Below are 24189 nucleotides of genomic sequence, written 5' to 3'. Positions count from 1 at the left end.
GAACACCAGGGCGTCAGCGATCAGGTCGCTGTCGGGGCATCGCGAAAAAAATCGATGAGCGCTGCCTCAAGTCTCCCTGCATCAACGGCGGAAATCGCGCCAAGATGCTCATAACCCGGAGCAACGACAATCCGCTGCAGATATGCGTCCACCACGCTGGGATAAACAATGAGCAGCTGGCCGCCCTTGCCGTTCGGCTGCCAGTCGAACGGCGCCCCGAGGCCGGACATATGGCGATCCGCATAGGTCGGCTCGCGCAGATCCACTGCGTCAAACGAACCACCATCCGGAAGGGAATAGCTGCGCGAAAGTGGAACCTTGGCCATCAGCCCGTCCTCGAATAGGCCTGAGCCGCGCCACTCAAACCGCTAACCTCGCCGGTTCCCCGGTTGATGGACGGGTCCCCAACCATATAAGCGTCGGTGAAATAGTGCGTGACGCCGGTGAACTCTTCAACGAACGTCACATTGAAGGCGTCAGCCTTCATCAGCGCATCGTAGTCTGCGCCGCTGTCCTCGAAGGTCATTTCGAAACGCCGCGCCATCGGCGTGGCAACCACCGAGATTGTGCTGTCCTGATTTGTGATGATTTCGTTGGACTGGCCGGACGGCATGATGGTCATGCCGCCGCGCATCGAAATCAGCAACCCGGTGGAAAGGCGCATGCTGATGCGCCCGCCAAGTTTCGCCATGGGATTAAACTCCTGTCAAAGGTCGTGTGAAAGCTGCGCCGGCAACCCGGCCGAAAAATCAGAACTGCGCGTAGACGCGGGCAAGACCGGCAAAGATATCGAGCGGGTTCACCCGGTCGAGCGGCAGGCCGATGTTGACGCGGGACGGGTTGTCGGTGTCGCGCGTCACGGTGATCGCATCGGCAATCGCGGCCGAGAACTCCAGCACGCCCGGCATGGACTTGTAGGAATGCACCAGCGTTGCCTTGATATCCTTTACCGTCGAAATCGACGGCAGGTTCGTCGGGTTGTCGTTGGCAATCGCCTTGTTCGAATGCTCGAAAGCCAGATCGGCGCGGAATTTCTTCAGCGCATAGGTCAGCTGGTAGGGCGCCTGAATATCCCGCAGCGCCGTATCCGGCACACCATTGGTCGTCTGCTGCTGCGTGATGATCTTGTCGATCAGCACATTGCCGGAACTGTCCACCTTCCAGGCGGAGACGCCGTTCTTCAGCAGTGCATCGCGTGTGGCAAAATCGGGCCAGTAGCTGCGGTCACGCGGCGCAAGAACACCCTGCACCGCAAGGCCGGTCTGGTTGGCAGAAACGAGACCGGAAGAACCACCGCCGAGAAATGACGCGATGCGCGCCACAAGTGCTGCCACGAATTCATAATCCGGCGTGCCGTTTCCGGCGCTGGAAAACTGCGGAACCATCGAGACGTGCCAGCTGTCCTTCGCCAGCGCAGAGGTCGTCAGTTCCGAAACCGTGCCCGTCTTCGGGTAGAAAGCGTGGCCGTAAAGCTGTTTTGCGTAGCTCCAGCGGCCGGACACATTGTTATGGAACGCATCGAGCAGCGTGCGGTTGGCATCGTCGCCGAAGGCAGAGATGACGATCTCGAACGGATCGTCGCCCATGGCCGCGAGAATACCGGCAAGATCCGGCGTGCCGGCGCCGGCGGTCGTGGTGGCGAAGGTGAAAAGGCCGGTAAAGGCGTTGACGCTTTCCGTGGTCGGCACGAAAATATCCAGCTTCGTGGCATAGGCGCCTTTGAGCCGCGCCGTGATGGTCACCACATTGGTGGACACGGTTGCCGTGAACGGCAGGCTCTTTTTCGAAAGCGCATTGAAATAGGCGTTGATGGCGGCCGAAAGCGAGGCGGCCACGGCGGCAGCGCTGGCGCCGGCGGCAATCTCGATCGAAACGGTTTCGCCGGCGATCTGGATCGTGCCCTGCCCGCCGGCGGCCGGCACGGTGCCCACCGTGATGGTGCGGATCTCGGCCGTGCCGCTATCGGCCACGCGACCGATATAAAGCTCCTGCGAAGGCGCGTTCTGCAGCACGCGGATCACCATGGCTTCCAGCATCGATCCGCGACCGGCATAATAACGCGCCTGGTCCACGGTCGAGCAAAGCGCAATGCCGCTTTCCGCCAGCGCGCCGGCGGCAAGGCCGTGGCCGAGGAGGATCATCTTTGTTTCGGAAGAAAACTGCCCGGCGCTTTCGATATCGAAGGCCAGCAGCGGCGCGACGATGTCGCTCGGAATATTAGTTGCCATCGGTCGCGTCCTTTGCGGTCACTTTTGCAATTGTCGTCTCAGTAGCTTTTTCAGCCTCGACCTTTTCGACAAGGTCGCCGTCGCGCACGAAATTGCGCTCCAGCTGCGAAAGCGGATTGATCCGCCGCCCATCCTGCGGCCAGCCGCCGGGGATCGTGAGGCCGGCACGGCCCACGTAAATCTTGTCCATGTCTGTCTCCGGGTATCAGGTGAAATCAGGCCCGAAGCCCGCACCTTCCGGCACGGTGAGCCCATGAATGGTGGTGAGTGGTGTAAGTGCTGCGCCCGAAAGCACGGCATCCAGTTCGCCCAGCTTGTCCTTGGCATAGGAACCTTCAGGCAGGGATTGCCAGACACCGCGCATCGGCTGCGGCAGGCCCCCCGCCACCAGGTCAAAATCATCCTCGGCAATCGACAGATGCAATCGTGTGACGACACGCTGCAGGCGAAGCCCGAATTCAGGCACGGAAACCGTCTTCTGCTCGATTTCCAGCACGTCGCGCACAAGGCTGCGCCATGCCAGACCCTCGGCAGCCAGCATCAGCCGGTGGTTGATCTGCGAAACAAGGGCGGCCAGCACCAGGCGGGCCGTCGCATCGCCATCTACCAAAGGCTCCACATAGGTTTCGCCATTCTCGCCCAGGACAGCAGTCACCAGCTCGGCCACCACGTCGAGAACGCAATCGGAAATCCGGTCATCCATGGCAGCACCGGGCGCGCGGGTTTTCGATCCGCTTTCCGGCGTGTAGAGGCTGATGGCCACGGTATAGGGAGCGCCCGCATCGATATCGGTGATCGCCGCGGCGCGGCTGTCGAAAACGCGCGCCCCGGCAAGCGTCGGGAACGGTCCATCCGGCAGGGATGCCGTTGGCAACAGGGCCTCGATGGCCAGAAGCCGAACCGCTTCAGCTGACAACATTGCGCGCTCTCGTCAGGTAATAGGCCGGACGGTCTGACCCGTCCTTTTCGGAGGCCTCGACGCGCCAGCGGTCGGCCCCCACTTCCACGATATCCAGACGCTGCAAACGCCATGGCCAGTCGGTGACGCGCGCTGAAAGTACTGCATCATAAGAAACGGCCTTCCCCGGCGACGCGGGGTCTGACGGTTCATGCCGCCGCAGGATATCGGACGGCGGCTGCAGATCGATCGTGCCGAGAAAACCAAATGCCGGCCGGCTCGGATCCGCCTGCCGCGGGTGGTTGCCTGAAAGGCCATCCTTCATGGCAACGGCCCGGCAGGCCGTCACATCGAAGATCGTCGCGCAGGACTCTTCCGTAAAAGCCCGCGCCGCTGCCCAGTCAACCATCGTATTCCCCAAGGATTGAGACGGAGCCGGGGAACCCGGCTCCGCGATACATCAAGATCAGTCGAGCGCTGACATCAGTTGGACGAAAACACTTCCACCTGGCATTCCGGCTGCTTGTTGACGGCAAGCATGTTCGACTGCGATTTCATCTCGTAGCCCGCGCCGTGCTTCAGTTCTTCCGTGGTGATGAAGATCGGTTCAGCACTGCCATCGATCGCCTGATTGACGCGGTTGATGTGGAAGATCGGGCCATCGTAGGTGCGCATCATGCTCTGCGTGCCGGTCGGATAGACATAGCCCTTGCCGGCCTCGACATTGGGCTCCTGGCTGATGACGCCGGCCGAATTCTTCACCGGCAGGCTGCCCTTGTATTCGCGCCACATGATACCGCCGAAATCGAAGACGCGCCCCCAGTTGCCGCCGAGCATCGAACGCGAAATGGTGGTATGCAGGGCAGAGTTCTGCGCTTGGATCCATAACTTTTCAGCATTCGGATGGGAAACAAAGCGACTGAAAAAGCCCGGGCTGACGATGCATTCGGCGCCATTGCTGGTTTCGCCGAGCAGGTATGTCTGGATATGATCCAGAACCTCCTCGCACTTGTCCATCAGGTTCGTGGCGGCGGTGCCAAGGGCAAAATCGACAGTCTTCTTGGTGATGCCGAAGACATCGTAGAGATTGTAGAGCGTGCGGCCCTTGCCGTCCTTGATCAGGCCCTTCAGCATGCCAAGACGGACATATTCGCGGGTGATCGAGTGTTTGCGGCGGATGTTTTCCAGCTTGCGCGCAACCTCGCGGTCAAGAGACGCCGGCGTGACCTGCCCGTTGATGACTTCCAGCACGCCATCGATATCATCGGGCGCGATGAAATCGATGTGCGGAAAGTGCGGAATTTCGAGAATGATCAGATTTTCGGTATCGTTCGGGCCAACGTCGCCGGGCGCGCCGCGCGGCTCGGCGGCGAGCACGTAGATCTGGCCATCGCGGTACTCGATCCGCACGTATTTCGATGCCTTGGTCTCAGAAGGCGCAATGTTTAGCGCGTTGAGGAGGCCGAAGGTGTTGGGGATGCGGTTGACCTCCTGGGTCAGTTCCACATCCGTGTAGGGAAGGAGAATTTCCGGCATTTTAAAAAACCTTTCGCGTGTGTGCGGTGACCGCACCAATGATGGGGTCAGGCCGTCACGATGAGCGTGAGGCGTTCGTTGATGTCGGCGATGGCGGCAGCCTTCTGGGCGTCCGTGATGCCGTTGGGCCATTTGATGGCACCGAGGCGAAGGATCGAAAGACGGCGGGTCGCAAGGCCATCCGTATCGTTGTCGACACCATCAGCCGCGGTGACAGGCCGCAGGGAAAAACCCCAGATGACCTGGCTTCCGTCCGTCGCTGTCGGGCTCCAGGCGACATGCTTGCCGTCATTCGCACCAGCGGCGCGCGTCAGCGTTACGGTGAAGCCGTCGCCCGCGACGAACGCAGTTCCGCCGCCGGCGATGGTGAACTTGATCGCCTTGTTGAAAGCTGCACCGCCCGTCGCCGTTCCGACAACAACGCCGAGCGGATCTTCCACACGGAACTTCGACGTGCCGTCAGCGCCGCCGGTGGTGCAGGTCACGGTGTAGACGCCGGTGATGGCATCGGCCGCAAACGCAGGGTTGGCAAGCGTGAGCGTGCCATTGCCGGTCCCGCCGGCCACAGCGGCCGATGACGCAGAGACCGTACCGCTTCCGGTAATCTTGCCGATGGGGGTTCCCAGATCGACACTGCGGGCCGATCCAGAACCCGCCAGCAGGGTGAAACGGGCGCGGCACAATTCCATGTCCAGTTCGCGCTTGACCAGGTCCGAAACCTGCGCCGCACGCACTGCCTTAAAAACTCCGAGAGACATCGGAAAACTCCTTGTGGGTCAGGTTTCGATCAGTTGGCGGGCTTGAGCGCCGCAATGCGGGAGGAAACAGCCGCGGAAAGGCCGCTCGGCTTCTCCTGCATGGCCGAAGACGCGCCCGGCATGGCAAGGCTTGCCGCGGCAAGCCGTTGCTGTTCGTAGGCCGAGGCCTGCGCGGCGGGAGCGGGCGCGGCGGGCGGCGTGGGGGCAGATGCCGTGGTGGCCGGTACGTTGGCCGTCACAAAACCAACAACACCTTCAGCGGACATGTCCGGCGAGGCATTGGCAAGGTCCATGGCAGCGGTCATGCGCTTGGCATCGCCCTTGATGCCATCGGCCGAGAGAATGCCGTTGACGCGATCCATGGCGGTCTTGAAGCCGTCCTTTTCGCCGGTGGCAGCTGCGGTGGTAATGACCGAGTTTGCGGCCTGCGCCGCGCCGGCCAGTGTCTGGTTTGCAGACATGGTTCCTCCTGAGGAGTTGGCCTCGACAAGAGGCGCTGCGGGGATGGACGCGGTTGCGCCCGTTTCTCCCTCGATCTCTTCGAGGGCATGCGGTTGCTGGCCGGGGCGCACCGCGTCCCGGATGGCAGTCAGCAGGTTGGACATGGGTTAACTCCGGTTGACTTCCTTGACGAAGGCGTCAAACGCCTCCACGGGGTCGCCGATGGCATCGACAAGCCCCATGGCAAGCGCATCGCTCGCCTCGTAAACATCGGCCTCAGTGGCCAGAGCCTTGGCCTTCGTGATGCGGCCACGCCGGCCCCGCGCCACCAGTTCGGCAAAATCGCCGCGGATGGCCTCGGCCTGTGCCGACCAGCGTTCGGCCAGGTCACCGCTCAACGCCTCATAGGGGCTGCCGCTCGCCTTCATTTTGCCGGCGCGGATGATGGTCAGCGATATGCCGTCCTTCTCCAGCTTCTTCGAATAATCCGCATGGATCATGATGACGCCGATGGAGCCCGCGCCGCCATATTTCGGCATGATGACGCTGCGCGCCTGGCTGGCCTGCATGTAACCGGCAGAATAGGCAAAATCCGTCAGGATCGAGACGGTCGGCTTCAACTTCGAAAGGCGGGCGATGGAAGAGGCCGTTTCAAACCCGCCGTTCACTTCGCCTCCGTAGCTGTCTACTTCGAAGGCTACACCGCGCACCGCAGCGGAGCGTTCCGCCATGGCAATCTGCGCCTGCAGGCCCTGATAGGAGGTTTCGCCCGAAGCCGAACCAAGCCACCCGCCCTTGTGAACGAGCGATCCCTCGACAGGGATGATGGCGACATTGTCGACCATGTCGAAAGGCAGCAGGTTGGCGCGGCTATAGGCCCGCTCGATCCGCCCGCCGAGTTTACCGGCAAGCGGCCGGCCATTGGCCCCGGCGACATGATCCACGGCGCCTTCGGCATTGGTGATGACGATCGTGTCCCCGGCGATCCGCCCGCCGAGCCCTTCAAGAAATGCCTCCGCCTTGCGGGCGTCGTAAAGCAGCGGCGTGTTGAACACACGCTGCGCGATATGGGCATAACGAAAGCTCATCGATCAGATCCTCAATAGGTCATGCGCCGACGACGCGACGGCCGGAAGCCGGTGGTTTTCGCCTGGCAGGCCGCCTGCAGCCGTACCAGTTCCTTCTCAATATCGCCGATGGTGGAACTCGCTACCTTCACCCGCTGCTGCATGACCGGCGAGCGGATTTCGCTTTCCTCGATCTGCTCACCCGCCAGCCGCTTCTCCTTTGCCGCCGAAAGGGCGGCATAAAGCGCGCACGGATCTTCGATATCGACGGTGATGCCGGCGATCTTGACGGTATTGGCCATGATCAGGCGCCCTGCTTTGCGGTCTTGGGTTTCGGCTCATCCGACGACGCGGCGTCGCTTGGAAGCCCACGTTCGAACGGCGATTTCATGCCGGCGGCGATGTAACGGTTGTGCCAGTAGACGCGGCTTTCGAAGACTTCCTCCGGATCGCCGCCATCCTCGCTGATTTCCTGCTCCAGCGTGCCGGTTCCGTTGACGATGCGTTCGCTGGCACCCTTGGCCTTTTTCACATCATCGGCGGTCGGCTTGCTCGGCCCGGTGCAGAGCGCCCAGAGGACAGCCTCACGGTTGGCGCGGTAGGCTTCGACGCCCCCCTTGAACTGTGTAGCGCCCGTCTCGATCCGCTCATCCACCCAGCTTGCATAGGGCACAAGCACATGCGGCGCGGCGATACGATCCGTGCGGCGTCGCGCGATGGGCCACAGCGCTGCGGTTTCCATCTGCGTCGATGAATAGGTCGCATCGGTGAAATCCAGCGTATAACCGCCATAGGTGATGCCAAGCGCGCGGGCCGTTTCCCGGTTGATCGTGCCGATGAATTCCTTGTGGTTCGGTCCCGGGGTCGTCAAGTTCTTGAATTCCAGATCCTCCCCAGGTGCCAGATGAGACACCCCGACATCCGCACCGACGCGAATATCGTTTTCGGAGGCTTTGGTCAGTTGCGCCTTGAAATAATTGACGAGATCCGTGGCAATGGCCGTGCCGGCTTGCCCAGCCTGATCCTGCATCACTTCCAAAGCCTCAAAAGCGTCGGCGCTTGGCTTATCGCTTTTCAGAACTAGGCTGTGGATTTGTTGCAGCCACATAAGCTGCGCCGTCGCATCGTCTGCATTCTCTCCCATCAAATACTTGCGAAACGTCGTCACCAGCGGTGAGATGCCCCGCACGTCGTCATCCTGAAATGGATCAAAGGCATGCATTACGATTTGCCGTCCGTCTGCATCTCTTGCCGGATAATCTAATTTCTTCTTAAAGCCATTGCGCTTTGCTTCAAAACGATAGGCTACCGGCCGGCCAATGACATCGTGAATGACACCCTGAAACATTCGCTCAACGTCGTTTGTGTCCTGCACCAGCTGTTGCGGCGAAAGCAGTAAAAACTTTGTCCCGGTCTTTGTGCCGGGCAGGCGTTCCGAAGCCGGCAGATATTGGCAAAGTCCAATGCTTTCTCCATAGGCCAGCCAGTTACGTACGCCAATATCGGTCATCTGAGGGATGGTCCATTTGGCGCGGAAATCGCATTCCAATGGGTTCCAGGCCCATATTTTCCACTCAGATTTCAACTCCCGCACCCATGCGATAGCCTCTTGCCGGCTATAGCCAAACCGCGTCAGGTCAGGGCGCGGGTTTAACTGCAGCTCAATGCCAACGGTATCGGCAATGATCTGGTCTGCCGCACCGCGCAGCTTGCCACTGTTGGCCAGCATATCCATCGCAAGGCCTGCCGCCCGCGTCCAGACGCGGCGGATCTCGTCACGATGCTCGCGCAGTGATGTCGGGCGCTTTGCAATCACGCCTGATTGCGTATCGCGCATATAGGCAGACCGCATGCGCGGCCCCGACGTTTCCCCCGAAGGACGGACTGCTGGCGCGGCCGAACTCCCGGCCTTCACCCTCACCCTAACCTTCTCATTCATTTCCGCTTCATCCACCTGTTTTCCGCGGGCTTTGCCGCAGGTTGCTTCGGGGTCGCCACCAGCGGGGGCGCGTCCTGATTTGCTGCAGGCTGCTGGCTTGCATAAGCAAAAAGGCTATCTTCGAAGTCCAGTTGCGCGTCTGCCACCGGCGTTTCGCGCTCGCGTTCAAGCCTGTCCCAGATCGCATCAGGCATGCCACGAATGCCATAGAGGATGGCCGCAACCTCTGCCTGGTTCATGGTGTCCAGACCTTCGTTGGCCTGCGCATCGTCCTTGTGCCATTTGTATTCCGTGAAACCGTCCTTGCGTTTCTTCGGAACGCGACGTTCGGCGGTCAACTGGCGGAAATATTCGTCTTCCATCCCTTTCGGGAAACCGACGAACCCGCGCTCGAGCGGGTCTTCCTTGGCAACGTTTCGATAGAGCGCCATCTTCAGGATGGAGCCGTTGAAGTTATAGAACCGCCGCGAATACCGGATAAATTTCCCGGTCTTGTGGTTGCGTTCTTTCTTGACAAGCCGCGTCAAAGGCGCCGTGTCACTATTGTCGCCGCGAACCATCACGACCAGGCTCGACGGGTGACGCTTGGCCCACTGCCAAACCTCTTCAGTATAGGCGTTCCCGTCGATCCCGATTCTATCGGGGGTCATGCGCCGGCCAACGCTGTTGACCCATGATTGTTTCGTCAGAGCATCTAATCGGTCCTGGCAGACCTTGTCCGAGATGTGCCCGGGGATCACACCGTAATCGATGACGAAGCGGCGAAAATCACGCCCCCAGGCCACTGTTTGCCACTCGACACGATCACCCTGACAGTCGATGCCGATGGTGAGAACAAGCCCGCCCAACGGAATGCGGCCACGCGAATAATCAGAATTTGCAGCCCTGTCTCTCAGCGTCTCCCAAGGAGGAGCCTCGCCGGCGGCGACATAGGCCCGCCCAACGGTGTCGTTGAGGAATGTCTGCTCGGAAGCGGGGTCGCCACGCGCACCCAGCCATTCTCGCGCAATCCGCTCCCAACTCTGCAGGGCAGACACCACAGACCACAAATAGAATGATCTGTGATGGCGCTTTGCCTTTGGGTTGTTCGCCCGCCACTCTCCGCGGCGAACGATGCGGGAACGGTGATGTTCCTCGATCGTGCAACCACATTCGACGCAAGTGAAATGAGCGTCTTCCGGCTTTGCCTCATCGAGGTTGGCAAGAAGATTTTCCCATTCGAGCGTCTGGTAGTGATCGCAATGCGGGCAGGGAACATAAAAATGCTCCTGGCTGCCTTCCTCGAAGTTCTTGGTGATGCGGCAACCCGGCATGACGAGCGGCGTCGAGATCTTGAGGATCTTCGCGAACTCGTAGGCGCGTGATCGACTGTCCGCCTGCGTTTCCGGGTCACCGCCGGAATTGTTCTCCCACTTCGATAAGTCGTCCTGCACCTGCCGGCGCATGGATACCTGCGACAGGGACGCCGCAGAATTGGCGCCCGAGATCTGGATCGCCCCGCGACCGTCGACGCGCTCCTTGTAGAGCAGGCTGTCGAGCCCATCCCGGTTTTTCATCGGGAACAGGCGGGCAAGGGCACTGGTGTTGCGCAGCATCGGCGCAAGTTTCATCTTGCTCCAGCGTGCAGCGTTGTTCTCTGTCGGATGGACGTAGAGAACGTCGCTCGGGTCCATATCCATGGAACCAAGCGTGAAGATATTGGCCAGCACCGTTCCGCCCAGCTGGGCAGATTTCATGATGGTGACGGTGCGGCAAGGATCTACAGGCGATAGCGCCCGCAGGATCTCATCGAAATACGGGAACCCGTCCCTGTTGTAAGGCCCGGGGAACTGGCTTTCGCGTTCCGAGAACCGGATGTTCTTTTCCGCCCATGCCAGATAATCGACTTCCGGCGGTGGCGTCAGGATCTCGGCCAGCACATCACACGCCAGGCGCTCGGCGTTGGCAGTGTTGACGATCATCGATGTCATGTCAGTTGATCGTCTCGATCTCTTCCGCCTCGATCGAAGTCTCGACCGTTTCCGGCAGTTCGATAGCCTCGGCCCTCACCTGCTTGGCGGCATTCTCGCGCACCTTGCGGAATTCACGTCGCATCAGGTGCAGCACGTCGCGCTGCGGGAGTTTGAACTCGGCCGCGATCGCAGACGCAAGGTCCGTCAGTCCACCTTCGAACACCAGCAGCATGCCGGAGGCAACGCGCAACATGCCGGCCCTCGAAGTATCCGTTTCGATCAGTGACCCGCTGGCCTGCGCATCCGCAAGCGCTGCATTGCGGTTGGCGCGCCGCAGTTGCTCCAGCTTCTGCTGCTTGATTTCGTGGTCGATGCCCGAAATCTGGGACGGGTCCTTGATGCCTGCGGCTGCTCGGCCACCACCATAGCCGACCGCAGGCGAACCAGCATCCGATGCATCGGGGTCCAGCCTTGTCTCAATCCCGTTGCCAAGGCGCTGCGCAACGTCGAGCGTCAGTCGAAGATCCGCCTTCGCCTGCTCGACAATGATCTTGGCGTTTCGACCTGACCCGTGCAACGCAGCAGAGGATATCTTGCCCTCAGTCAGATACTGGCTGACGCGGCCGGGAGAGACACCAATGATCGCGGCGAATTCTCCTTTGCTTACAGCGCCTTCCATCGCGACTTTACCGACCTTCTTTAGCTCTTTAGCCACTCTTTAGAAGTTTAGGCTTCTTTTTTAGCCTCAGACTGGCGAGATCTCGGGGTCGTCCCGGCCCGTGCGGGGGTCGAGGCTGGTACGGTCCCTTGACCGGGGGGTGGGGGTCGCCGGGGTGTTGCGGGTTTGCAACAGCGTTCGAAGGACCCTGTCGACCCTCACCGCGGGAGGATGCGGTCGAGTTCGTGAAGGAAACGCGGCGCCAACTCTTTCTCGATCAGGTCCGCCAGAACCTCCAGATATACATCCGGGTTGTTCGTGATCGCGTGAGCAGGGTTGGCGCCGTAGAGTTCCCTGATCTTGGCCTTCTTCCCCTTCTCGCCCGGATAGTCCCGGATGAAGACGCCGCGATGGCCGCTCTTCATCGTGGCGAGAAAGGCGTGGTCGTATTTGCCGCGCCCGCGAACCGTTACGCCGGTTCTGGTCTGTCTCGCGCCAAGCGCATAAAGCCCGATCCAGCCGGACTTCACCGTGACTTCCTGCGTGTGACCACCGGCATTGAACCGTGCCGTGGTCAATTTGCGGATGCGGCCTTTCGGCATCTGCGTGTGTTCGGCATTGCGATTGACGACTTCGGTGCGCGCGCGCTGGCGCAACCGTGTCATGGCCCGCGCCATGGCCTTGGTCTTGATATCACCGGGCAGCCGGGAAATGGCCCGCCCCAGCTGCTCAAAGTCCGAAGCGTCGAAGATCGTCTCGATCGTCACGGATGCATTCCCTTCGAGCCGCCATTACAGCGGCGGAGTTCATGGCCGCCTCCCGCATCTGCCGGCGAAAGCCGGAAACACGAAGCCCGCCGAGCGTTTCCGCCAGCGGGCTTTTCATAAGAATTATCTAGGGTCCAAGTTATGTCAAACATCTGCCGCGTCGGAAGGGGTATCGCGAAAAATATCAGGACGCCTTTTCAATGACTTGGCTTTCGGCGCGCATTTTTGCCGCCCTCACCCACGGGCGACGGTCGGGATAAAAGGCCGCGACATCGTGCGCACTCAACCGGCCCGCAAGGTCGTTGCCCAGGCATTCCAGCGCATGCCGCCACAGCTGCCAGTCGAGGCGGGAGAGGATCGCGCCGCGCATCATCGTGGAAATCTCATACTTCCGATAAGCCCCGCTCAACGGACGCGAACGCTTACGGTCATAACCATCCACCTCGAATTCATAGACCCGGCCAAACCCGTCCTTCTGCGTCTTCTTCACAAACCAGAGCGGCTTTCCGGCAGCACTCACCATGCGAAACGTCGGTTGCTCGCATTCCCAGTCCGGCCCACGCCCCAGAATGGCCGCGCCCGTCACCAGCGCCACCAGGTGCCGGCCGTTGAGCCGGTCGCCCTTGATCACGACTTCCGAGACAACCCGTTCCACTTCGCGCGCGATCAGCCCGTGCGGATCGTCAAACTCCGGAAACGGCGCCCACTCTTTCGGGATCTCGAAACGAACCTGCGCCAGCCCGCGTACGGCAGCCCCCACTAGCAGCGCATCCGGATGCGGATCGCCATCCTCAATAAAGCCGGGGATGACGCCAAAGGCGTTCGGGCTCTTGTCGATCAGCGTGCCGAGCGTTGCCATATCCTGTGTCACGCTCCAGTTGGAACCGGCCACCGTCGTCAGCCGGTCACCCGCCGCCCCCACCTTGCAAAGCTCCTGACAGAAAGCCCATTGCAGAAGCTCTTCAATGCCCATGATCTTTTTGAATTCAGCATTCATCTTTTTTTTCATCATCTTCTTTCCTTCAGAAAGAGGTGTTGGACAGATTGGACAGATAGAAACATTGAAACGGACAGCAAAAACAGAAAAATGGACAGGAATTATCTAATAAAAACAATGCTTGGACAGGTTGGACAGCAAATACTCAACCTTTTGCACATGAGGCAGATGCAAATTCAAACCATGGCCAGAAAGGCATGGAAGATCGTGCGCGCACACGCGCACATGCAAAAGGTCGGAGATTTGCTGTCCAATCTGTCCAAGCTGTACAAGCCATTGATGTGGCTTTCAGATTTTCAACGTCTCTGCTGTCCGTTGCTGTCCGGCGCGGACAGTTTCCTGTCCTTCCTGTCCAATTCGCCGGCCCCACACCCTTGGAATGGTGCGAAAGGCCAGCATAGGATGACGACGCCCGTCCTGTCCAGCGAGGGGTTCGGGTGAAAATGTCAGCGATCATCGGGCCAGTCCTCGCGCGGCGGCGCATAATGGCCATCATCGCCACCAGTGCGGAATTCGTCGCGCACACGGATGCCGCGATAGAATGTTCCATTGGAGCGGATGCGCCAGAACATGTGCATAAGCCCATCCGGCCCCTTCCATGTCTTGCGGGTCTGGTCTGGCAGGCGCTTGGAGAAAGTCGCCTGCCTGAATTCGGAAAGGCCTTCGCGTTTCGCAAAGCGCACAAACCCGTTGAACAGATCCTCCGGCGTCTCCTGGTCGCTGTCATTCCCGGTCACATGGCAGGCATTGCGCAGGAACGCGCCGATGGGGTCGCTTTCCTCGCGATATTCCGCGGTGGCAGCCCGCACGCCCTCCGGCACGCCAAGACCGTTCTGCAGATAATCCAGCGCGCCCTTCACCATCCAGGCGAACACGCCATGGCGCTCGGCCCGCAGTTTGCGCGGCAGATCACGGTCCACCTCGTCTTCAGGGATCTGGATTTCCCACGGCACCAGGTGAACGCGCCGCCAGATGCCGTCGCTGTCATCCTTGATGATCGGCTTGTGGTTGCCCGAGAGGATAATCTTGAAATGCGGGATCATCTCGAAGAAATCCTTGTTCAGGTGGCGCACCGCCAGCGGTTCGCCGCCCGTCAGCGCCTTGATCAGCGCGTCCTTCAGGTGAACCCCCATTTCCGGCTCACTCGCCGCCACAAGGCGCACGCCGGGCAGCCGGGCAAGGTCTGGCGTTGCCTCCGCGCCCGAACGGCGCTTTTCCCCGGCAAAGCTGTCGATGGACATGGAAGCGGCATAGTCGCCCAGAATATCCACCATCAGATCCACGAAGGTGGATTTGCCGTTTCGCCCTGCCCCGTAAAAGAACAGCAGGCACTGCTCGCCCGTCAGACCCAGAAGGCAATAACCCATGTATCGCTGCAGAAACCGGCGGTATTCCACATCCGGCATCACCCGCTTCAGGAACTGGTCGAACACCACGCAAGATGCATCCTTCAGCACCATCACCTCGGCCATCTTGGAAATCAGGTCGCGCGGCTCATGCCGGTCCAGCCGCACAGTCCATGTGCCAGTCTTTCCGCCCTGCGCTTCCGAACAAAAGAAACGCAGCGTGCCGCTTTGCGTGTTCAGCGCATAAAGATCCGTGTTCAGCTGTTTCACCTCAACGGAGCAATAAGGCACCGCCTCGCGCAGCATGTTGTCGATCTTGGAGGAGCCGCAGGCGCTCTTGGCGTGGCTGTGGCGGGATGATATCCGCCCGGATCGGTCCTTTTCCACCCCGTCCATGGCGTCGATCAGCACCTGCAGCTTTTCAAATGTCTCCAGCTGCTCGGCCGTCCAGTCCTTGGCCTTCTTGCCCAGCGCCTTCATGTCCTCGCGCGCCTGGCGCCCGGCCACGATCTTCGCCTTTTCCTCATCGGAGCAATCGAGCAGGATCGCCTCATCATCGATGAATTCCGCCGTGCGGTGCGCAAAACGGCGCACCACGGAACCGGATGTATCCTCCATCCAGCGCTGGCCGTCGTAACCATGCCAGCCCACATGCGTCACATGGCGCAGAAACCGGCCGTAGCGCACGCGCAGCCGCTCGCCATTGCCAATGTCGGTTTCCGGCAGGGCCGCGCATTCCTCGAGGATTTCATCCGGCGAAAGTTCAAGGTCCGCTTCTGCCTCTTCCGGCTCGCCCAGGGGCAGAGGGTCCGGGTTTCCGGCATAAACCGCGCGCTGCGCATGGGCCTCTTTCAACAGCTGCGCCACCGCCTCCGGCACGCCGCCTTTGGGTGTCTCTGTCATGGGCGCGGCATCCAGTATTTTTCAAGAATAAAAGAAAAAACCACATAGGCGGGGACAACCGCGATGACGACGATCAGAGGGTACAGCGCGCCGAACCCAACCAACGTCCAGCCGCAAAACACGGCGGCCCCGGCTAGAAACGGCGCCATGAACATGAAGAAAGTAGAATCAAACATCACACGCCTCCCTTGCTCAGCGCGGCACTCAGTGCCCCTGAAAAATCCATGCCCGCCGGCGGCCACACCACCAGAGGTTCAAGCCCCGACCGCGCCAGCCGCGCCTTGGCGCGCGCCATGGCAGAGGCTGTAAACACCGGCTCGCTGTCGCCATCGGCCAGCAGCAGCAGCTCCGCCACATTTTCGGCCACCTGCATGGCATCCTCCGGCCCCTGTCCTGCCTTCGGCACGGGGCCGGCCACCTTCACCTTGCGCACGCGGCCGAGCGTGTCGGTGTAGGTGAGATCGGGATGCGCAAAGCTGGAGGATAGCTCGGCCGGGCCGGCCAGATTGCCGAGATCGCCAGAGGTGAAATAGAACGTATCGGCCCGAAACCCTTCAGCGCCGGCAAAGGCCACCACGTTCTCGATGCCCTCGCCGCCCACCCAGCGCAAAAGCTCCGGCTGGCCGATCAGCGGCACAAGCCCGCCCTTCTTCACGCCGCGCATCTTCTTGGATGGCAGCCGCTCATAGAACCCGGCCGCGATCAGATCGGCAGACGGCGCATGCCGCCGATGATCCGTCACCACGGAATAACCGGCCTCGGCACCCTTCTTCGTCAGGCCATAAAGGATCGGCCGATATTTGCCCTGTGGGCAGTCGAGATCGATCCACGTCTGGTGGCAGCCGATGATGCGCCCTTCCGGGTTCACGATCGGCAGGATCATTGCCGGGCCGGAAAAGATGGAAAGCGGCCGGCCGGCGCGGTCCTCACCCTTGTAATAACCGGCAGAGGGCCGGAAGCGGGCGTTCTCGAACAGCGTTTCCGGCACCAGAAAGCCGGTGCGCGCCTTCAGGTAATCACGGATCACGCCGCGGCCGAACACCGCAACGTTGGTGCCCGAAAGGCAATCCGCCGCTTCCAGCCACAGCCCGCGTGCGCGCAAAATCTCGCGTTCGCGGTGCGCATTGCGCTCCTCTTGTTTTTCACCGTTCTGTCGATCGAGATCAGCCAGCGCCTGCGCAATCCGCGCCTCGCGGTCCGCCTTTTCCTCATCCGTCTCCCGCTCGCCCTCCTTGGGGATTTCTTCACACAGAAGCGCCGAACAGGCCCCCAGGAAGCCGGAACGCTCCCGCAGGTCAAACAGCAGCACATGGGCGGCAAGGCTCAATCCGTCCCGCCCACCATGTCCGCAGCCGCGGCAGTTCCACACGGCCTTGCCCCGGTTCACCGAAAACCGGTCGCTCCCGCCGCATCCCGGCTGCGGGCAAGGCCCCTGATATTCGGTCTTGCGCTGCGGCGGCTGCGGGATCTTCAGAATATCGCAGGCCCGGGCAAAATCGATTGCCTTGGCGCGGATGATGAATTCGTCGAGAATGGTGCTCATGCCGCCACCTTCTCTTCCTGTACCGCAAGCTGCCCACAATTGGCCGCCACCAGTGCTTTCGCCACCGGCGGGCACACGCTGTTGCCAACGCAGCTGACCTGGACGGATTTTGAAAACGGCACCCACAGAGGCCTGCCATCGTGGCCAATGCGCGTCGTGTCGAAATAACCATCGATCTTGTAGTCGGGCGGGAAACCCTGAAGGTTGAACAGTTCGCGCGGCGTCAGCATCCGCATGCCGATATCGACCACCACGAAGGTCACGCCGTCCACATCAAGCGTCACGAACTCGCGTTCATCCCAAACGCCATGGGCGCGCAGGAAGTCCGCCACCTGCCGCGCACGGCCCGCCTGCGCTTCGGTGAAGGGCGGCACGCTGACGGTTGCGGCAACATGCCCAAACCGGTCCCGCGTCGTCACGGTGCGGCAGGACTCGTCCTCGCGCCCTCCATCCCCCTGCCCGTAATAGGATTGCAGATAGGGCATCACCAGCTGGCTCTTGCCCTGCCCGTCCGCCATGATGGTGGCCGAAGGCTCATCCACGCCATGCCCGGTCGAGGTGCCGAACTGGCGGGCCACATAGGCGGAAACAAGCTGCTGCTGGCTGCCGGATTGCGTAATGGTCGAGGCCGCCTCGTCGAGTGGCCTGCCGGGGTTCACGCCGCCGATGCGCCGGCTGTCATTGTTCGCCTGCGCCATGAAACCGCAAAAAACCGCGTTCTGGTCCTTGTCGCTGGCCGTGATCGTCTGCGCCTGCCCATCGATAGGCCGGTTTGCGCCGCCCTGCCGCTCGATAAAGCTGTTTGCCGTGATGGCCGGGGCCTGCTCATCCATCGCAGATCCGGTGGCACCGCCGTTGAACCTCTGGATTGAGGGCGCAACCAGCATCTGGTGCGCACCACCAGCCGTCACCGTATGCGCTTGCTCGTCAACGCTCACATAGGGCTTTTGCGCGTTGCGCATCGTCATCACATGCGGCCCCACAAGCGCATGCTTGACCGCACCTGCGACAATGGTCCCGATAGGCTTGTCGACACTCATGCACCGAGGCGCCTGCCCTTCCCGCTCGCCATAGCCGATCTGCACAAGAAACGGCCGCTTGGCCTGCAACACATACCGGTCAAACCCGCGCGCAATCCGCGCATGGCTGTTGTCGGCCAGCGGGCGCACAGACCGCAGCTGGTGCTTCTGCCAGATCTCGTCCGCCGTATCGAAGATCGACGGGCAGGCAATGCTCCAGTCCAGGTAATCGGCCACGATGGGCCATGCCTGCTTGCGCCCGGCAATCACATCCCTGTCGTCAGGTGCGCCATGGGTTTCCTTCGGCCAGACGATCTTCTGCCCGTCGAAACGGATGATGATGAACAGCCGCTTGCGGATTGTCGGCGCGCCGAAATTCCGTCCACGCAGTTCCCGGCTTTCCATGCGCCCGCCAAGCTTGCGAATGGTCTTGCACCATTTCCGGTAGGTTTCGCCCTTCTTGTCCGGATCCGGCATCAGACCGCGCGGAGTCTCGATCAGCGGCCCGTAATCCTTGAACTCTTCCACGTTCTCCATGATGACGACATCCACCTTGCCGCCGCTCTTCTGGATGCGCTCTATCCAGCCGGGAATGATCCAGCAGAGGTCGCGAATGTTGCGCTCCACCGGCTTGCCGCCCTTGGCCTTGGAAAAATGTTTGCAATCGGGAGAGAACCAGGCGAGCCCGATATGCTTGCCGCGGAGGTGGTCGAGCGGGTCGATCCTGTAGACATTTTCCGAAAGGTGGATCGTGTCCGGATGGTTCACCTCATGCAGGAGCAGCGCCCATTCGTTGTGGTTGATGGCATAATCCGGCGAGCGGCCAAGCGCCTGCTCGATGCCGGTGGAAGCCCCGCCGCCGCCTGCAAAGCTGTCGATGATCAGCGGCCGGCCAGCGGGCGCTGCAAGCGCAAGGCCCGCCAGAATGGTGCCCGCGAAAAGCGATGGCGCATGCATATTCATCGCGCACCCTCCCGCACAACAGACCTTGCTGCATGCAGCGTCCGGCACACGGCGTCCTCGCCGACATCCAGCACATTGCCGATGTCCAGCGTGTCGAAATGGCCAGAATTCCACAGGATGATGGCGGCCAGCGCCTTCTTCTCATCCATCTTGCCGCTCATAGCCGAGGATCCGGCCCGGCGCGGGTCTGCCCTGTCGAGACCGATCATCGCATCACTCCTTTGATGAAGGTTGTGGCTTCGTCCCGGTTCACCGGGCAGAGAAGGCCCGCGCGGGCATAGGCATCGAGCGCATCCAGCATTTCGTTGGAAAGATGCGCATGGCCACGCGCGGCCGGGGATAGGCTGCAGGGAAAGAGAACCGGCGTTCCCGCGCGCCAGCCGCGAAGCCCGTGCGGCTCCGTCACAATGCGGATATGACCCAGCGCCTGCGCATCGCCAAAACCCAGCGTCGACACAACATTTTTGCCATCCGCCACGGTCTCGGCCGCGATGAGAAGAATGGAGGCTTGGCTACTCATCGGCGTTTTCCGCCTTCGCAAGCAGTTCGTCGGCTTCGCGCACACCATCAGGCGTCAGGTCCCACCGGCTGGATGTGGAGCCGCAGGCCTCCTCGGTCTGGATGATCAGCCCGCGCGCAACCAGGGCCCGCAGCGCGTGGGTGGAAGAGCCGGCGCCAATGCCGGCCCCCTCGTCCACCCGCACCAGCGGCATGCGGATCGTGCCACCGCAGGACCGCACGAAGGCCAGCACCTTGGCCGGGTTCGATCCAGAGAACGCCTTCTTCCGGGCCGCGCATTCTTCAGGCGTATAAGGCTGGCCCGCGCGCCGGTCTGTCTGGTCGAATTCCTTCAGGCGCAACATCGGTCTGGCCGATCCGATTCGGATCAACAGCGCCACGGGAAGCCCCGCCGCATCACGCATCCGGCGCACCGGCTCGCGACGTTCTGCCATCAGCAGCACCGCCTCCGTCTGCAAGACAGGCGTCATGGCGGCAAAATCCTTGGGCTCGATGGTAACAGCGCCAAAAAAATGAAACTCGGGCATCAATGCCACCTCGTCTGTCTGGATGCGGGAACGGGAGAATAGGCCGGCGCGGCCATGGGCGCGGCCTGTGGCGCAGCGGCGGGCAAGTCTGCCGCGCCATCTCGCCAGATCGCCTCGCGCCAGGCGGTGATTTCGTCAAAGATCTGCCAGCCCTCGGGAAGCTGCAGGCGCAATCGCTGCTCGCGCCAGAGATCGGCCAGAAGCCCGCGGGCATGGCTCCAATAGGCAATGGCGCGCGCCCCTGTCGGAATGGCCTCAATGGCGGCGGCATCACACACCAGCGTCACGAAGCCCGGCAACAGCGCCGGCTCGCGCGCAAACAGCGTCAACGCCGCCTCGCGCGCATTGTCGGTCACCAGGAAGAAGGGAGCGGGGGCGGTCATTCGGCCGCTCCCATCAGGTCAAACAGGCTTGGCATCGCCATCTCGCGTGCCGCCGCTTCCACATATTTGCAGCCATCGAGAAAATAGGCCGGGTTCAACTCGCAAGCCTCGCCGCGCCGGCCGTGGCGAATGGCGCGGTAGGGCACGGTCATCAACCCGCCAAAGGGGTCAAACACCGTCTCGCCCTTTTCCGTATATTGCTGGATGCAGCGGTCGACGATGTCGAACTGCAGCGGGCAAAGGTGCATTTCCCGGCCTGCCTGTGCCTGCAGCGTGTTCATCGAAAGCATGCGGGCAACATCCGTCCACACGTCGTCATGGGCGGAATGCGGCGGCAGAAGCATGAAGGTCGAAGGCAGCGCGCCCTTCTCCTCCAGATGCTCGGCAATCTTCACATGATGCTCGAAATCATAGACCGCCTCGAGGCTGTAGCGTTTCCACAGCTTGTAGATCTGGTGATGCTCCAGCCCGGCAAGATCGGCCGGCGTCAGCTGCCGGTCCCCGGAAGAAGGCATGTAGCCATGCGCATCCAGCTGCCAGCGCGCCCGGCTGTAGCCGTGGTCGTTCGACCAGCCGCCCGCCGCACCGTCCCACATGCGCTTGTCCTTCTTCACCGGAAGGTCGGCATAACCATTGCTGGCATCGGTCGGCGGCTTGCGGAAGATGAGCAGATATTCCGGCATGCCATTGCCCATGCGGCTGCCATCCTTGCACTGCTCGGACCAGCCGAGCCGATAGGTCTGGTTGTTCTCGCGCACCACATCTGTCGTGATCGTCTTTCGCGAGAGAAAGGCAAAGCCATGCGCCTGAAAGGCACGGATGCAATCGTCGGAAAACGGATAGACGGTCTGGAAACCAAGGCCCGTCAGCCCGCCCGGCACGATGCGATCCTTCACATGGATGGCGGCAATGCGACCGGGAGACAGCACCCGCAACAACTGCGGGATGAGAAAGTCCATCTGTTTCCAGAAATGGCCGTTATCATCCGTGTGCCCGAAATCCGCATAGTTCGGGCTGTATTCGTACTGCGTCGAAAACGGGATGGAGGTGACGATCAGGTCGACACTGTTTTCCGCCATGGCCTGCGTTTCCAGCACGCAGTCATTGTTGACCACGCGAAACCCATCGCCCGAAACTTCGATCCGCTCCACGCCGAGCGATCGCGTCAGCGTGGCGGCCATGGCAGCGGCCGAGAGGCCGTATTCCTTGATGATGCCGGTCATGATCTCCATCTGCTCCTCGTGGCGGTTCCACTTGTCCTGCAGGTTGTCGCGCACCGGCCGCTCGGCCTCGGTGTAGATGAGGTCGAGACGCACTTCGTGATCCTGCATGAAGCGGTAGATGCGGTGGACGCCCTGGATGAAGTCGTTGAACTTGAAGCCAATGCCGAGGAAGATTTCCCACCAGCAGTGGTATTGAAAGTTCGGGCCGGACCCGAGCATGGAAGGCTTGCCCGCAAGCTCCTGAATGCGGCCATCGGAAAAGCTGCAGATGATCTCTTCCCGCTCGTCGAGGCCTTGTGTGCCGTAAACGGTGGCAAGGCCGGGAATGGCCGCTTCCAGCGCCGCGCGCTCGGCCTCCAGATCGTGCCAGATCAACCGGTGCGCTCTAGGGTTCTCGGCCCGCAACGCCATCAGCTTTTCGATGCGGGCGGGCAGGCTGTCGCGCTTTTCGCGGGCGGCGTCAGACAGCGAGGCGGATGCGTTGCGCAGCAACCTCCCCTGCCCGTTCTTTTCCGTGCCAGCGCCCGCATGGTCGGCCGGCAACTCGTGCCAATGCACGACCATGGGCGGCAGGTCATAACCCTCGTCGGAAAAGCCAAGATCGGAGGGCTTTTGAACAAACAGCGCCCAGCTGGCCACCCACAACCAGAACTCGCGTTGCTTGTGCGGGTGGATGGTCAGCGTGTCGGCTTTTTCCGAATTGCGCTTGAAGAAGCGAGTTTTGGCCTGTCCGATATCCATGACTTCGAGAAACGCCGAATAGGCCAGAAGCTCGATAAACTGGTTCGGGCTCGGCGTGGCCGTTGCCACAAACTTGAAGCGCACGCCGTCGAACAACCGCATGAACTCGCGAAACGTTTTTGATCCGCCAAAACCGCGCAGGCAGGATGCCTCGTCGAGGCTTGCCGCCTGGAACAGGCGAGGATCCAGTTTGCCATCCCGCACCGTCTCGTAATTGGTCATGTAGAGCCCGGTGGCGCCACATTCCTCGATCGACCGGATGAAGGTAAAACTCGGCACCCTGTCCGGCTGGCCGGCCTGCCATGCCTGAAGCTCGGCCCGCTGCGCATCGGTAATGCGGGGATGGTCTCCGGTTGCCAGCATATGGGCATCGCGGCGAAACTCCTGACGCACGCCAAGCGGCGTCACCAGCAACCCGCGCCCGCCAAAGCGGGAGAGAACCAGGCGCAGGATCTCGATCTGGATGACGGATTTGCCCAGACCGAACTTGGCAAACACCGCGCGCCGGCCGCCCCGGCAGGCCCATACCACCATGGCCTTCTGATGCGGCAGAAGGATCGGATTGATCTCGTCAAGCGAAACCTCGAACCCGCCCTCGGCCGCCATCTGCACCTTGGCTTTCAGGAAATCGACATAGGAGGCGTGCGCGTTCATGGCTTCACCTTCCGCTCAACTTCCGCGCAGGTGATGCAGTGGCTTTCGATGATTTCCGCCATGGTCAGCTGCGATTTGCACACACTGCAGCGGCTGCGCTCTTTTTCGCCGCGGGCCATGGCGCCGGGCAGAAGGCTGTCCGTCCAACGGCGCTCCTCATGGTTTGCGGTGACGAAATCCAGATCTCCGTCCATCACTGCACCACCTTCCGAACACCGGAACGGCGCAGAAAACCGATGGCGTGGTCGAAAGCGGAAAGCGCCTTGTCATCCTTCACACCGGCGGAAATGCAGGCGGCGGCTGCCACGGAAATGGCCAGATGCACCGCCTGGTCTGGGTCGTCAGGCAACAGCCTGCAGATGGCCACGAACCGCTCTTCGCCATAGGTTCCGGTAATTGTCATGCCAGCACCCCGGCAATGATCGCATCCAGCTGCGCCAGCGCCTGCATGGCCGGCACGATGCGCGCCCTCACCGCCTGTCGTTCGGCGGCATCCACATGGCCGTCATCGATGGCAAGCGCCACCTCGCGCACCACGTCATCCAGAATACCATTGAGTTTCAGAACGGCAGCCGCCGTCAGTTCGCCGAAAGACTGCGGGCGCCGGGTTTCGAGCAGATCACCCATCGTCGAGGTGATGAACGGGTGGCCGGCGGCGGCATCGAGCGCCACGGCCAGATCCACGCGGATGAAATTCCGGCTCCATTCATCGGAGGTCGAGGCGTATTTCGAAAGCGTGCCCGCGCCGATGCCGAGAAGATCGGATGCGCGGGAAACACCACCCACCGCCTCGAAGCTGGAAATCGTCGCGGCCTTGAGGGCACTGGCCGTTTTGTTGGAAAAAGCGCGCATGGAGAGACCCCTGAAAGCTGGTCAAGGAAAAAGTGACAACAAATTGTTTCCGTGAAGACGCGCGTGGTTCACGCTACGTCAGGTGCATCACCCCGATGGAGGATCCGATGCACAAAATCTTGGAACTGAAAGCGAACGATGCCGCAGCAACGAAGCCGGCAGATGCGATGAAGAAAACCGGTTCCGGCAGCCCGGGAGGAGGAGAAGGCTGCCGGAACCTGCGCGCGGCCGGGAGGCAGCCGGACGCGACGGGGAGAAAGAGCCAGCCGGGCGGA

General features: G+C 61.4%; 29 protein-coding genes. 1 reads left to right on the top strand and 28 read right to left on the bottom strand.

The window, feature by feature from the left end:
- Nucleotides 1-20 precede the first annotated feature (20 nt).
- The 16 genes from AC4CWH_RS05220 to AC4CWH_RS05145 all read right to left on the bottom strand — a co-directional run bounded on the left by AC4CWH_RS05220 (nucleotide 21) and on the right by AC4CWH_RS05145 (nucleotide 13256).
- Nucleotides 21-326, bottom strand: coding sequence for a hypothetical protein (locus tag AC4CWH_RS05220; protein ID WP_491320688.1), 306 nt, complete (start codon nucleotides 324-326; stop codon nucleotides 21-23).
- On the bottom strand, nucleotides 326-691 hold the full coding sequence (locus AC4CWH_RS05215) for a phage tail tube protein (protein ID WP_491320687.1): 366 nt from the start codon (nucleotides 689-691) through the stop codon (nucleotides 326-328). Before AC4CWH_RS05215 ends, AC4CWH_RS05220 begins: the two co-directional genes overlap by 1 nt.
- 58 nt (nucleotides 692-749) lie before the next feature.
- Nucleotides 750-2228, bottom strand: coding sequence for a phage tail sheath subtilisin-like domain-containing protein (locus AC4CWH_RS05210; RefSeq protein ID WP_491320686.1), 1479 nt, complete (start codon nucleotides 2226-2228; stop codon nucleotides 750-752).
- Nucleotides 2218-2418, bottom strand: coding sequence for a hypothetical protein (locus AC4CWH_RS05205; RefSeq protein ID WP_491320685.1), 201 nt, complete (start codon nucleotides 2416-2418; stop codon nucleotides 2218-2220). Before AC4CWH_RS05205 ends, AC4CWH_RS05210 begins: the two co-directional genes overlap by 11 nt.
- Before the next feature lie 15 nt (nucleotides 2419-2433).
- On the bottom strand, nucleotides 2434-3147 hold the full coding sequence (locus tag AC4CWH_RS05200) for a hypothetical protein (RefSeq protein WP_491320684.1): 714 nt from the start codon (nucleotides 3145-3147) through the stop codon (nucleotides 2434-2436).
- A complete protein-coding gene (locus tag AC4CWH_RS05195; RefSeq protein ID WP_491320683.1) occupies nucleotides 3134-3535 on the bottom strand; it encodes a hypothetical protein in 402 nt (133 codons plus the stop codon). Before AC4CWH_RS05195 ends, AC4CWH_RS05200 begins: the two co-directional genes overlap by 14 nt.
- Nucleotides 3536-3609: 74 nt before the next feature.
- Nucleotides 3610-4662, bottom strand: a complete 1053-nt coding sequence (locus tag AC4CWH_RS05190; RefSeq protein ID WP_491320682.1) for a major capsid protein — start codon at nucleotides 4660-4662, stop codon at nucleotides 3610-3612.
- 47 nt (nucleotides 4663-4709) lie between these two features.
- Nucleotides 4710-5420, bottom strand: a complete 711-nt coding sequence (locus tag AC4CWH_RS05185) for a head decoration protein (protein WP_491320681.1) — start codon at nucleotides 5418-5420, stop codon at nucleotides 4710-4712.
- Between the two features lie 29 nt (nucleotides 5421-5449).
- Complete coding sequence (locus AC4CWH_RS05180) at nucleotides 5450-6025, bottom strand: hypothetical protein (RefSeq protein WP_491320680.1); 576 nt, start codon at nucleotides 6023-6025, stop codon at nucleotides 5450-5452.
- A gap of 3 nt (nucleotides 6026-6028) precedes the next feature.
- Nucleotides 6029-6949 (bottom strand): S49 family peptidase, encoded by a 921-nt coding sequence (locus tag AC4CWH_RS05175; RefSeq protein ID WP_491320679.1) that lies wholly within the window; start codon nucleotides 6947-6949, stop codon nucleotides 6029-6031.
- A gap of 11 nt (nucleotides 6950-6960) precedes the next feature.
- Nucleotides 6961-7230: a hypothetical protein gene (locus tag AC4CWH_RS05170; RefSeq protein ID WP_491320678.1), complete on the bottom strand. Its 270-nt coding sequence runs from the start codon at nucleotides 7228-7230 to the stop codon at nucleotides 6961-6963.
- A gap of 2 nt (nucleotides 7231-7232) precedes the next feature.
- On the bottom strand, nucleotides 7233-8780 hold the full coding sequence (locus AC4CWH_RS05165) for a phage portal protein (RefSeq protein WP_491320677.1): 1548 nt from the start codon (nucleotides 8778-8780) through the stop codon (nucleotides 7233-7235).
- An 83-nt stretch (nucleotides 8781-8863) separates the two neighbouring features.
- Nucleotides 8864-10837, bottom strand: coding sequence for a phage terminase large subunit family protein (locus AC4CWH_RS05160; protein WP_491320676.1), 1974 nt, complete (start codon nucleotides 10835-10837; stop codon nucleotides 8864-8866).
- A 1-nt stretch (nucleotide 10838) separates the two neighbouring features.
- Nucleotides 10839-11498, bottom strand: a complete 660-nt coding sequence (locus AC4CWH_RS05155; RefSeq protein ID WP_491320675.1) for a hypothetical protein — start codon at nucleotides 11496-11498, stop codon at nucleotides 10839-10841.
- A gap of 197 nt (nucleotides 11499-11695) precedes the next feature.
- Nucleotides 11696-12244, bottom strand: a complete 549-nt coding sequence (locus AC4CWH_RS05150) for a hypothetical protein (RefSeq protein ID WP_491320674.1) — start codon at nucleotides 12242-12244, stop codon at nucleotides 11696-11698.
- Nucleotides 12245-12428: 184 nt separating this feature from the next.
- Nucleotides 12429-13256 carry a hypothetical protein gene (locus AC4CWH_RS05145; protein ID WP_491320673.1) on the bottom strand — a complete coding sequence of 276 codons (828 nt, stop codon included), beginning with the start codon at nucleotides 13254-13256 and terminating at the stop codon, nucleotides 12429-12431.
- A 75-nt stretch (nucleotides 13257-13331) separates the two neighbouring features.
- On the opposite strand from AC4CWH_RS05145, the gene AC4CWH_RS05140 reads away from it, so the two are divergent.
- The gene (locus tag AC4CWH_RS05140) at nucleotides 13332-13682 is read left to right on the top strand and encodes a hypothetical protein (protein ID WP_491320672.1); all 351 of its coding nucleotides are present in this window, start codon (nucleotides 13332-13334) and stop codon (nucleotides 13680-13682) included.
- 5 nt (nucleotides 13683-13687) lie between these two features.
- Here the strand turns inward: AC4CWH_RS05140 and AC4CWH_RS05135 are convergent, their stop codons facing one another.
- The 12 genes from AC4CWH_RS05135 to AC4CWH_RS05080 are packed head-to-tail and all read right to left on the bottom strand — an operon-like array spanning nucleotide 13688 to nucleotide 23914.
- Nucleotides 13688-15490, bottom strand: a complete 1803-nt coding sequence (locus tag AC4CWH_RS05135) for a DNA primase family protein (protein ID WP_491320671.1) — start codon at nucleotides 15488-15490, stop codon at nucleotides 13688-13690.
- Nucleotides 15487-15666, bottom strand: a complete 180-nt coding sequence (locus tag AC4CWH_RS05130) for a hypothetical protein (protein ID WP_491320670.1) — start codon at nucleotides 15664-15666, stop codon at nucleotides 15487-15489. Before AC4CWH_RS05130 ends, AC4CWH_RS05135 begins: the two co-directional genes overlap by 4 nt.
- Nucleotides 15666-17033, bottom strand: a complete 1368-nt coding sequence (locus AC4CWH_RS05125; protein WP_491320669.1) for a DUF7146 domain-containing protein — start codon at nucleotides 17031-17033, stop codon at nucleotides 15666-15668. The genes AC4CWH_RS05130 and AC4CWH_RS05125 overlap by 1 nt, the downstream gene beginning before the upstream one ends.
- Nucleotides 17030-19009, bottom strand: coding sequence for a DNA cytosine methyltransferase (locus AC4CWH_RS05120; protein ID WP_491321357.1), 1980 nt, complete (start codon nucleotides 19007-19009; stop codon nucleotides 17030-17032). The genes AC4CWH_RS05125 and AC4CWH_RS05120 overlap by 4 nt, the downstream gene beginning before the upstream one ends.
- Nucleotides 19010-19011: 2 nt before the next feature.
- Entirely contained in the window at nucleotides 19012-19224 is a 213-nt protein-coding gene (locus AC4CWH_RS05115; RefSeq protein ID WP_491320668.1) for a hypothetical protein, read from the bottom strand.
- Nucleotides 19221-19535 carry a hypothetical protein gene (locus tag AC4CWH_RS05110; RefSeq protein WP_491320667.1) on the bottom strand — a complete coding sequence of 105 codons (315 nt, stop codon included), beginning with the start codon at nucleotides 19533-19535 and terminating at the stop codon, nucleotides 19221-19223. The genes AC4CWH_RS05115 and AC4CWH_RS05110 overlap by 4 nt, the downstream gene beginning before the upstream one ends.
- Nucleotides 19528-20061: a hypothetical protein gene (locus AC4CWH_RS05105; protein WP_491320666.1), complete on the bottom strand. Its 534-nt coding sequence runs from the start codon at nucleotides 20059-20061 to the stop codon at nucleotides 19528-19530. Before AC4CWH_RS05105 ends, AC4CWH_RS05110 begins: the two co-directional genes overlap by 8 nt.
- Nucleotides 20061-20444 (bottom strand): hypothetical protein, encoded by a 384-nt coding sequence (locus tag AC4CWH_RS05100; RefSeq protein WP_491320665.1) that lies wholly within the window; start codon nucleotides 20442-20444, stop codon nucleotides 20061-20063. The genes AC4CWH_RS05105 and AC4CWH_RS05100 overlap by 1 nt, the downstream gene beginning before the upstream one ends.
- Nucleotides 20441-23062 carry a DNA methyltransferase gene (locus AC4CWH_RS05095; protein WP_491320664.1) on the bottom strand — a complete coding sequence of 874 codons (2622 nt, stop codon included), beginning with the start codon at nucleotides 23060-23062 and terminating at the stop codon, nucleotides 20441-20443. Before AC4CWH_RS05095 ends, AC4CWH_RS05100 begins: the two co-directional genes overlap by 4 nt.
- Nucleotides 23059-23256, bottom strand: coding sequence for a hypothetical protein (locus AC4CWH_RS05090; RefSeq protein WP_491320663.1), 198 nt, complete (start codon nucleotides 23254-23256; stop codon nucleotides 23059-23061). The genes AC4CWH_RS05095 and AC4CWH_RS05090 overlap by 4 nt, the downstream gene beginning before the upstream one ends.
- A complete protein-coding gene (locus AC4CWH_RS05085; RefSeq protein ID WP_491320662.1) occupies nucleotides 23256-23465 on the bottom strand; it encodes a hypothetical protein in 210 nt (69 codons plus the stop codon). The genes AC4CWH_RS05090 and AC4CWH_RS05085 overlap by 1 nt, the downstream gene beginning before the upstream one ends.
- Nucleotides 23462-23914 carry a hypothetical protein gene (locus tag AC4CWH_RS05080; RefSeq protein WP_491320661.1) on the bottom strand — a complete coding sequence of 151 codons (453 nt, stop codon included), beginning with the start codon at nucleotides 23912-23914 and terminating at the stop codon, nucleotides 23462-23464. Before AC4CWH_RS05080 ends, AC4CWH_RS05085 begins: the two co-directional genes overlap by 4 nt.
- Nucleotides 23915-24189 lie beyond the last annotated feature (275 nt).

Source organism: Neorhizobium sp. PAMB6716, assembly GCF_058242805.1.
The sequence above is the reverse complement of the archived record's forward strand: the minus strand, read 5'-3'. Positions and strand labels throughout refer to the sequence as shown.

What these genes read in the sequence shown, in the direction of transcription:
- AC4CWH_RS05220 (WP_491320688.1), bottom strand. Translation starts at nt 326, where the DNA reads ATGGCCAAGGTTCCACTTTCGCGCAGCTATTCCCTTCCGGATGGTGGT.
- AC4CWH_RS05215 (WP_491320687.1), bottom strand. Translation starts at nt 691, where the DNA reads ATGGCGAAACTTGGCGGGCGCATCAGCATGCGCCTTTCCACCGGGTTG.
- AC4CWH_RS05210 (WP_491320686.1), bottom strand. Translation starts at nt 2,228, where the DNA reads ATGGCAACTAATATTCCGAGCGACATCGTCGCGCCGCTGCTGGCCTTC.
- AC4CWH_RS05205 (WP_491320685.1), bottom strand. Translation starts at nt 2,418, where the DNA reads ATGGACAAGATTTACGTGGGCCGTGCCGGCCTCACGATCCCCGGCGGC.
- AC4CWH_RS05200 (WP_491320684.1), bottom strand. Translation starts at nt 3,147, where the DNA reads ATGTTGTCAGCTGAAGCGGTTCGGCTTCTGGCCATCGAGGCCCTGTTG.
- AC4CWH_RS05195 (WP_491320683.1), bottom strand. Translation starts at nt 3,535, where the DNA reads ATGGTTGACTGGGCAGCGGCGCGGGCTTTTACGGAAGAGTCCTGCGCG.
- AC4CWH_RS05190 (WP_491320682.1), bottom strand. Translation starts at nt 4,662, where the DNA reads ATGCCGGAAATTCTCCTTCCCTACACGGATGTGGAACTGACCCAGGAG.
- AC4CWH_RS05185 (WP_491320681.1), bottom strand. Translation starts at nt 5,420, where the DNA reads ATGTCTCTCGGAGTTTTTAAGGCAGTGCGTGCGGCGCAGGTTTCGGAC.
- AC4CWH_RS05180 (WP_491320680.1), bottom strand. Translation starts at nt 6,025, where the DNA reads ATGTCCAACCTGCTGACTGCCATCCGGGACGCGGTGCGCCCCGGCCAG.
- AC4CWH_RS05175 (WP_491320679.1), bottom strand. Translation starts at nt 6,949, where the DNA reads ATGAGCTTTCGTTATGCCCATATCGCGCAGCGTGTGTTCAACACGCCG.
- AC4CWH_RS05170 (WP_491320678.1), bottom strand. Translation starts at nt 7,230, where the DNA reads ATGGCCAATACCGTCAAGATCGCCGGCATCACCGTCGATATCGAAGAT.
- AC4CWH_RS05165 (WP_491320677.1), bottom strand. Translation starts at nt 8,780, where the DNA reads ATGCGGTCTGCCTATATGCGCGATACGCAATCAGGCGTGATTGCAAAG.
- AC4CWH_RS05160 (WP_491320676.1), bottom strand. Translation starts at nt 10,837, where the DNA reads ATGACATCGATGATCGTCAACACTGCCAACGCCGAGCGCCTGGCGTGT.
- AC4CWH_RS05155 (WP_491320675.1), bottom strand. Translation starts at nt 11,498, where the DNA reads ATGGAAGGCGCTGTAAGCAAAGGAGAATTCGCCGCGATCATTGGTGTC.
- AC4CWH_RS05145 (WP_491320673.1), bottom strand. Translation starts at nt 13,256, where the DNA reads ATGATGAAAAAAAAGATGAATGCTGAATTCAAAAAGATCATGGGCATT.
- AC4CWH_RS05140 (WP_491320672.1), top strand. Translation starts at nt 13,332, where the DNA reads ATGGACAGGAATTATCTAATAAAAACAATGCTTGGACAGGTTGGACAG.
- AC4CWH_RS05135 (WP_491320671.1), bottom strand. Translation starts at nt 15,490, where the DNA reads ATGACAGAGACACCCAAAGGCGGCGTGCCGGAGGCGGTGGCGCAGCTG.
- AC4CWH_RS05130 (WP_491320670.1), bottom strand. Translation starts at nt 15,666, where the DNA reads ATGTTTGATTCTACTTTCTTCATGTTCATGGCGCCGTTTCTAGCCGGG.
- AC4CWH_RS05125 (WP_491320669.1), bottom strand. Translation starts at nt 17,033, where the DNA reads ATGAGCACCATTCTCGACGAATTCATCATCCGCGCCAAGGCAATCGAT.
- AC4CWH_RS05120 (WP_491321357.1), bottom strand. Translation starts at nt 19,009, where the DNA reads ATGCATGCGCCATCGCTTTTCGCGGGCACCATTCTGGCGGGCCTTGCG.
- AC4CWH_RS05115 (WP_491320668.1), bottom strand. Translation starts at nt 19,224, where the DNA reads ATGATCGGTCTCGACAGGGCAGACCCGCGCCGGGCCGGATCCTCGGCT.
- AC4CWH_RS05110 (WP_491320667.1), bottom strand. Translation starts at nt 19,535, where the DNA reads ATGAGTAGCCAAGCCTCCATTCTTCTCATCGCGGCCGAGACCGTGGCG.
- AC4CWH_RS05105 (WP_491320666.1), bottom strand. Translation starts at nt 20,061, where the DNA reads ATGCCCGAGTTTCATTTTTTTGGCGCTGTTACCATCGAGCCCAAGGAT.
- AC4CWH_RS05100 (WP_491320665.1), bottom strand. Translation starts at nt 20,444, where the DNA reads ATGACCGCCCCCGCTCCCTTCTTCCTGGTGACCGACAATGCGCGCGAG.
- AC4CWH_RS05095 (WP_491320664.1), bottom strand. Translation starts at nt 23,062, where the DNA reads ATGAACGCGCACGCCTCCTATGTCGATTTCCTGAAAGCCAAGGTGCAG.
- AC4CWH_RS05090 (WP_491320663.1), bottom strand. Translation starts at nt 23,256, where the DNA reads ATGGACGGAGATCTGGATTTCGTCACCGCAAACCATGAGGAGCGCCGT.
- AC4CWH_RS05085 (WP_491320662.1), bottom strand. Translation starts at nt 23,465, where the DNA reads ATGACAATTACCGGAACCTATGGCGAAGAGCGGTTCGTGGCCATCTGC.
- AC4CWH_RS05080 (WP_491320661.1), bottom strand. Translation starts at nt 23,914, where the DNA reads ATGCGCGCTTTTTCCAACAAAACGGCCAGTGCCCTCAAGGCCGCGACG.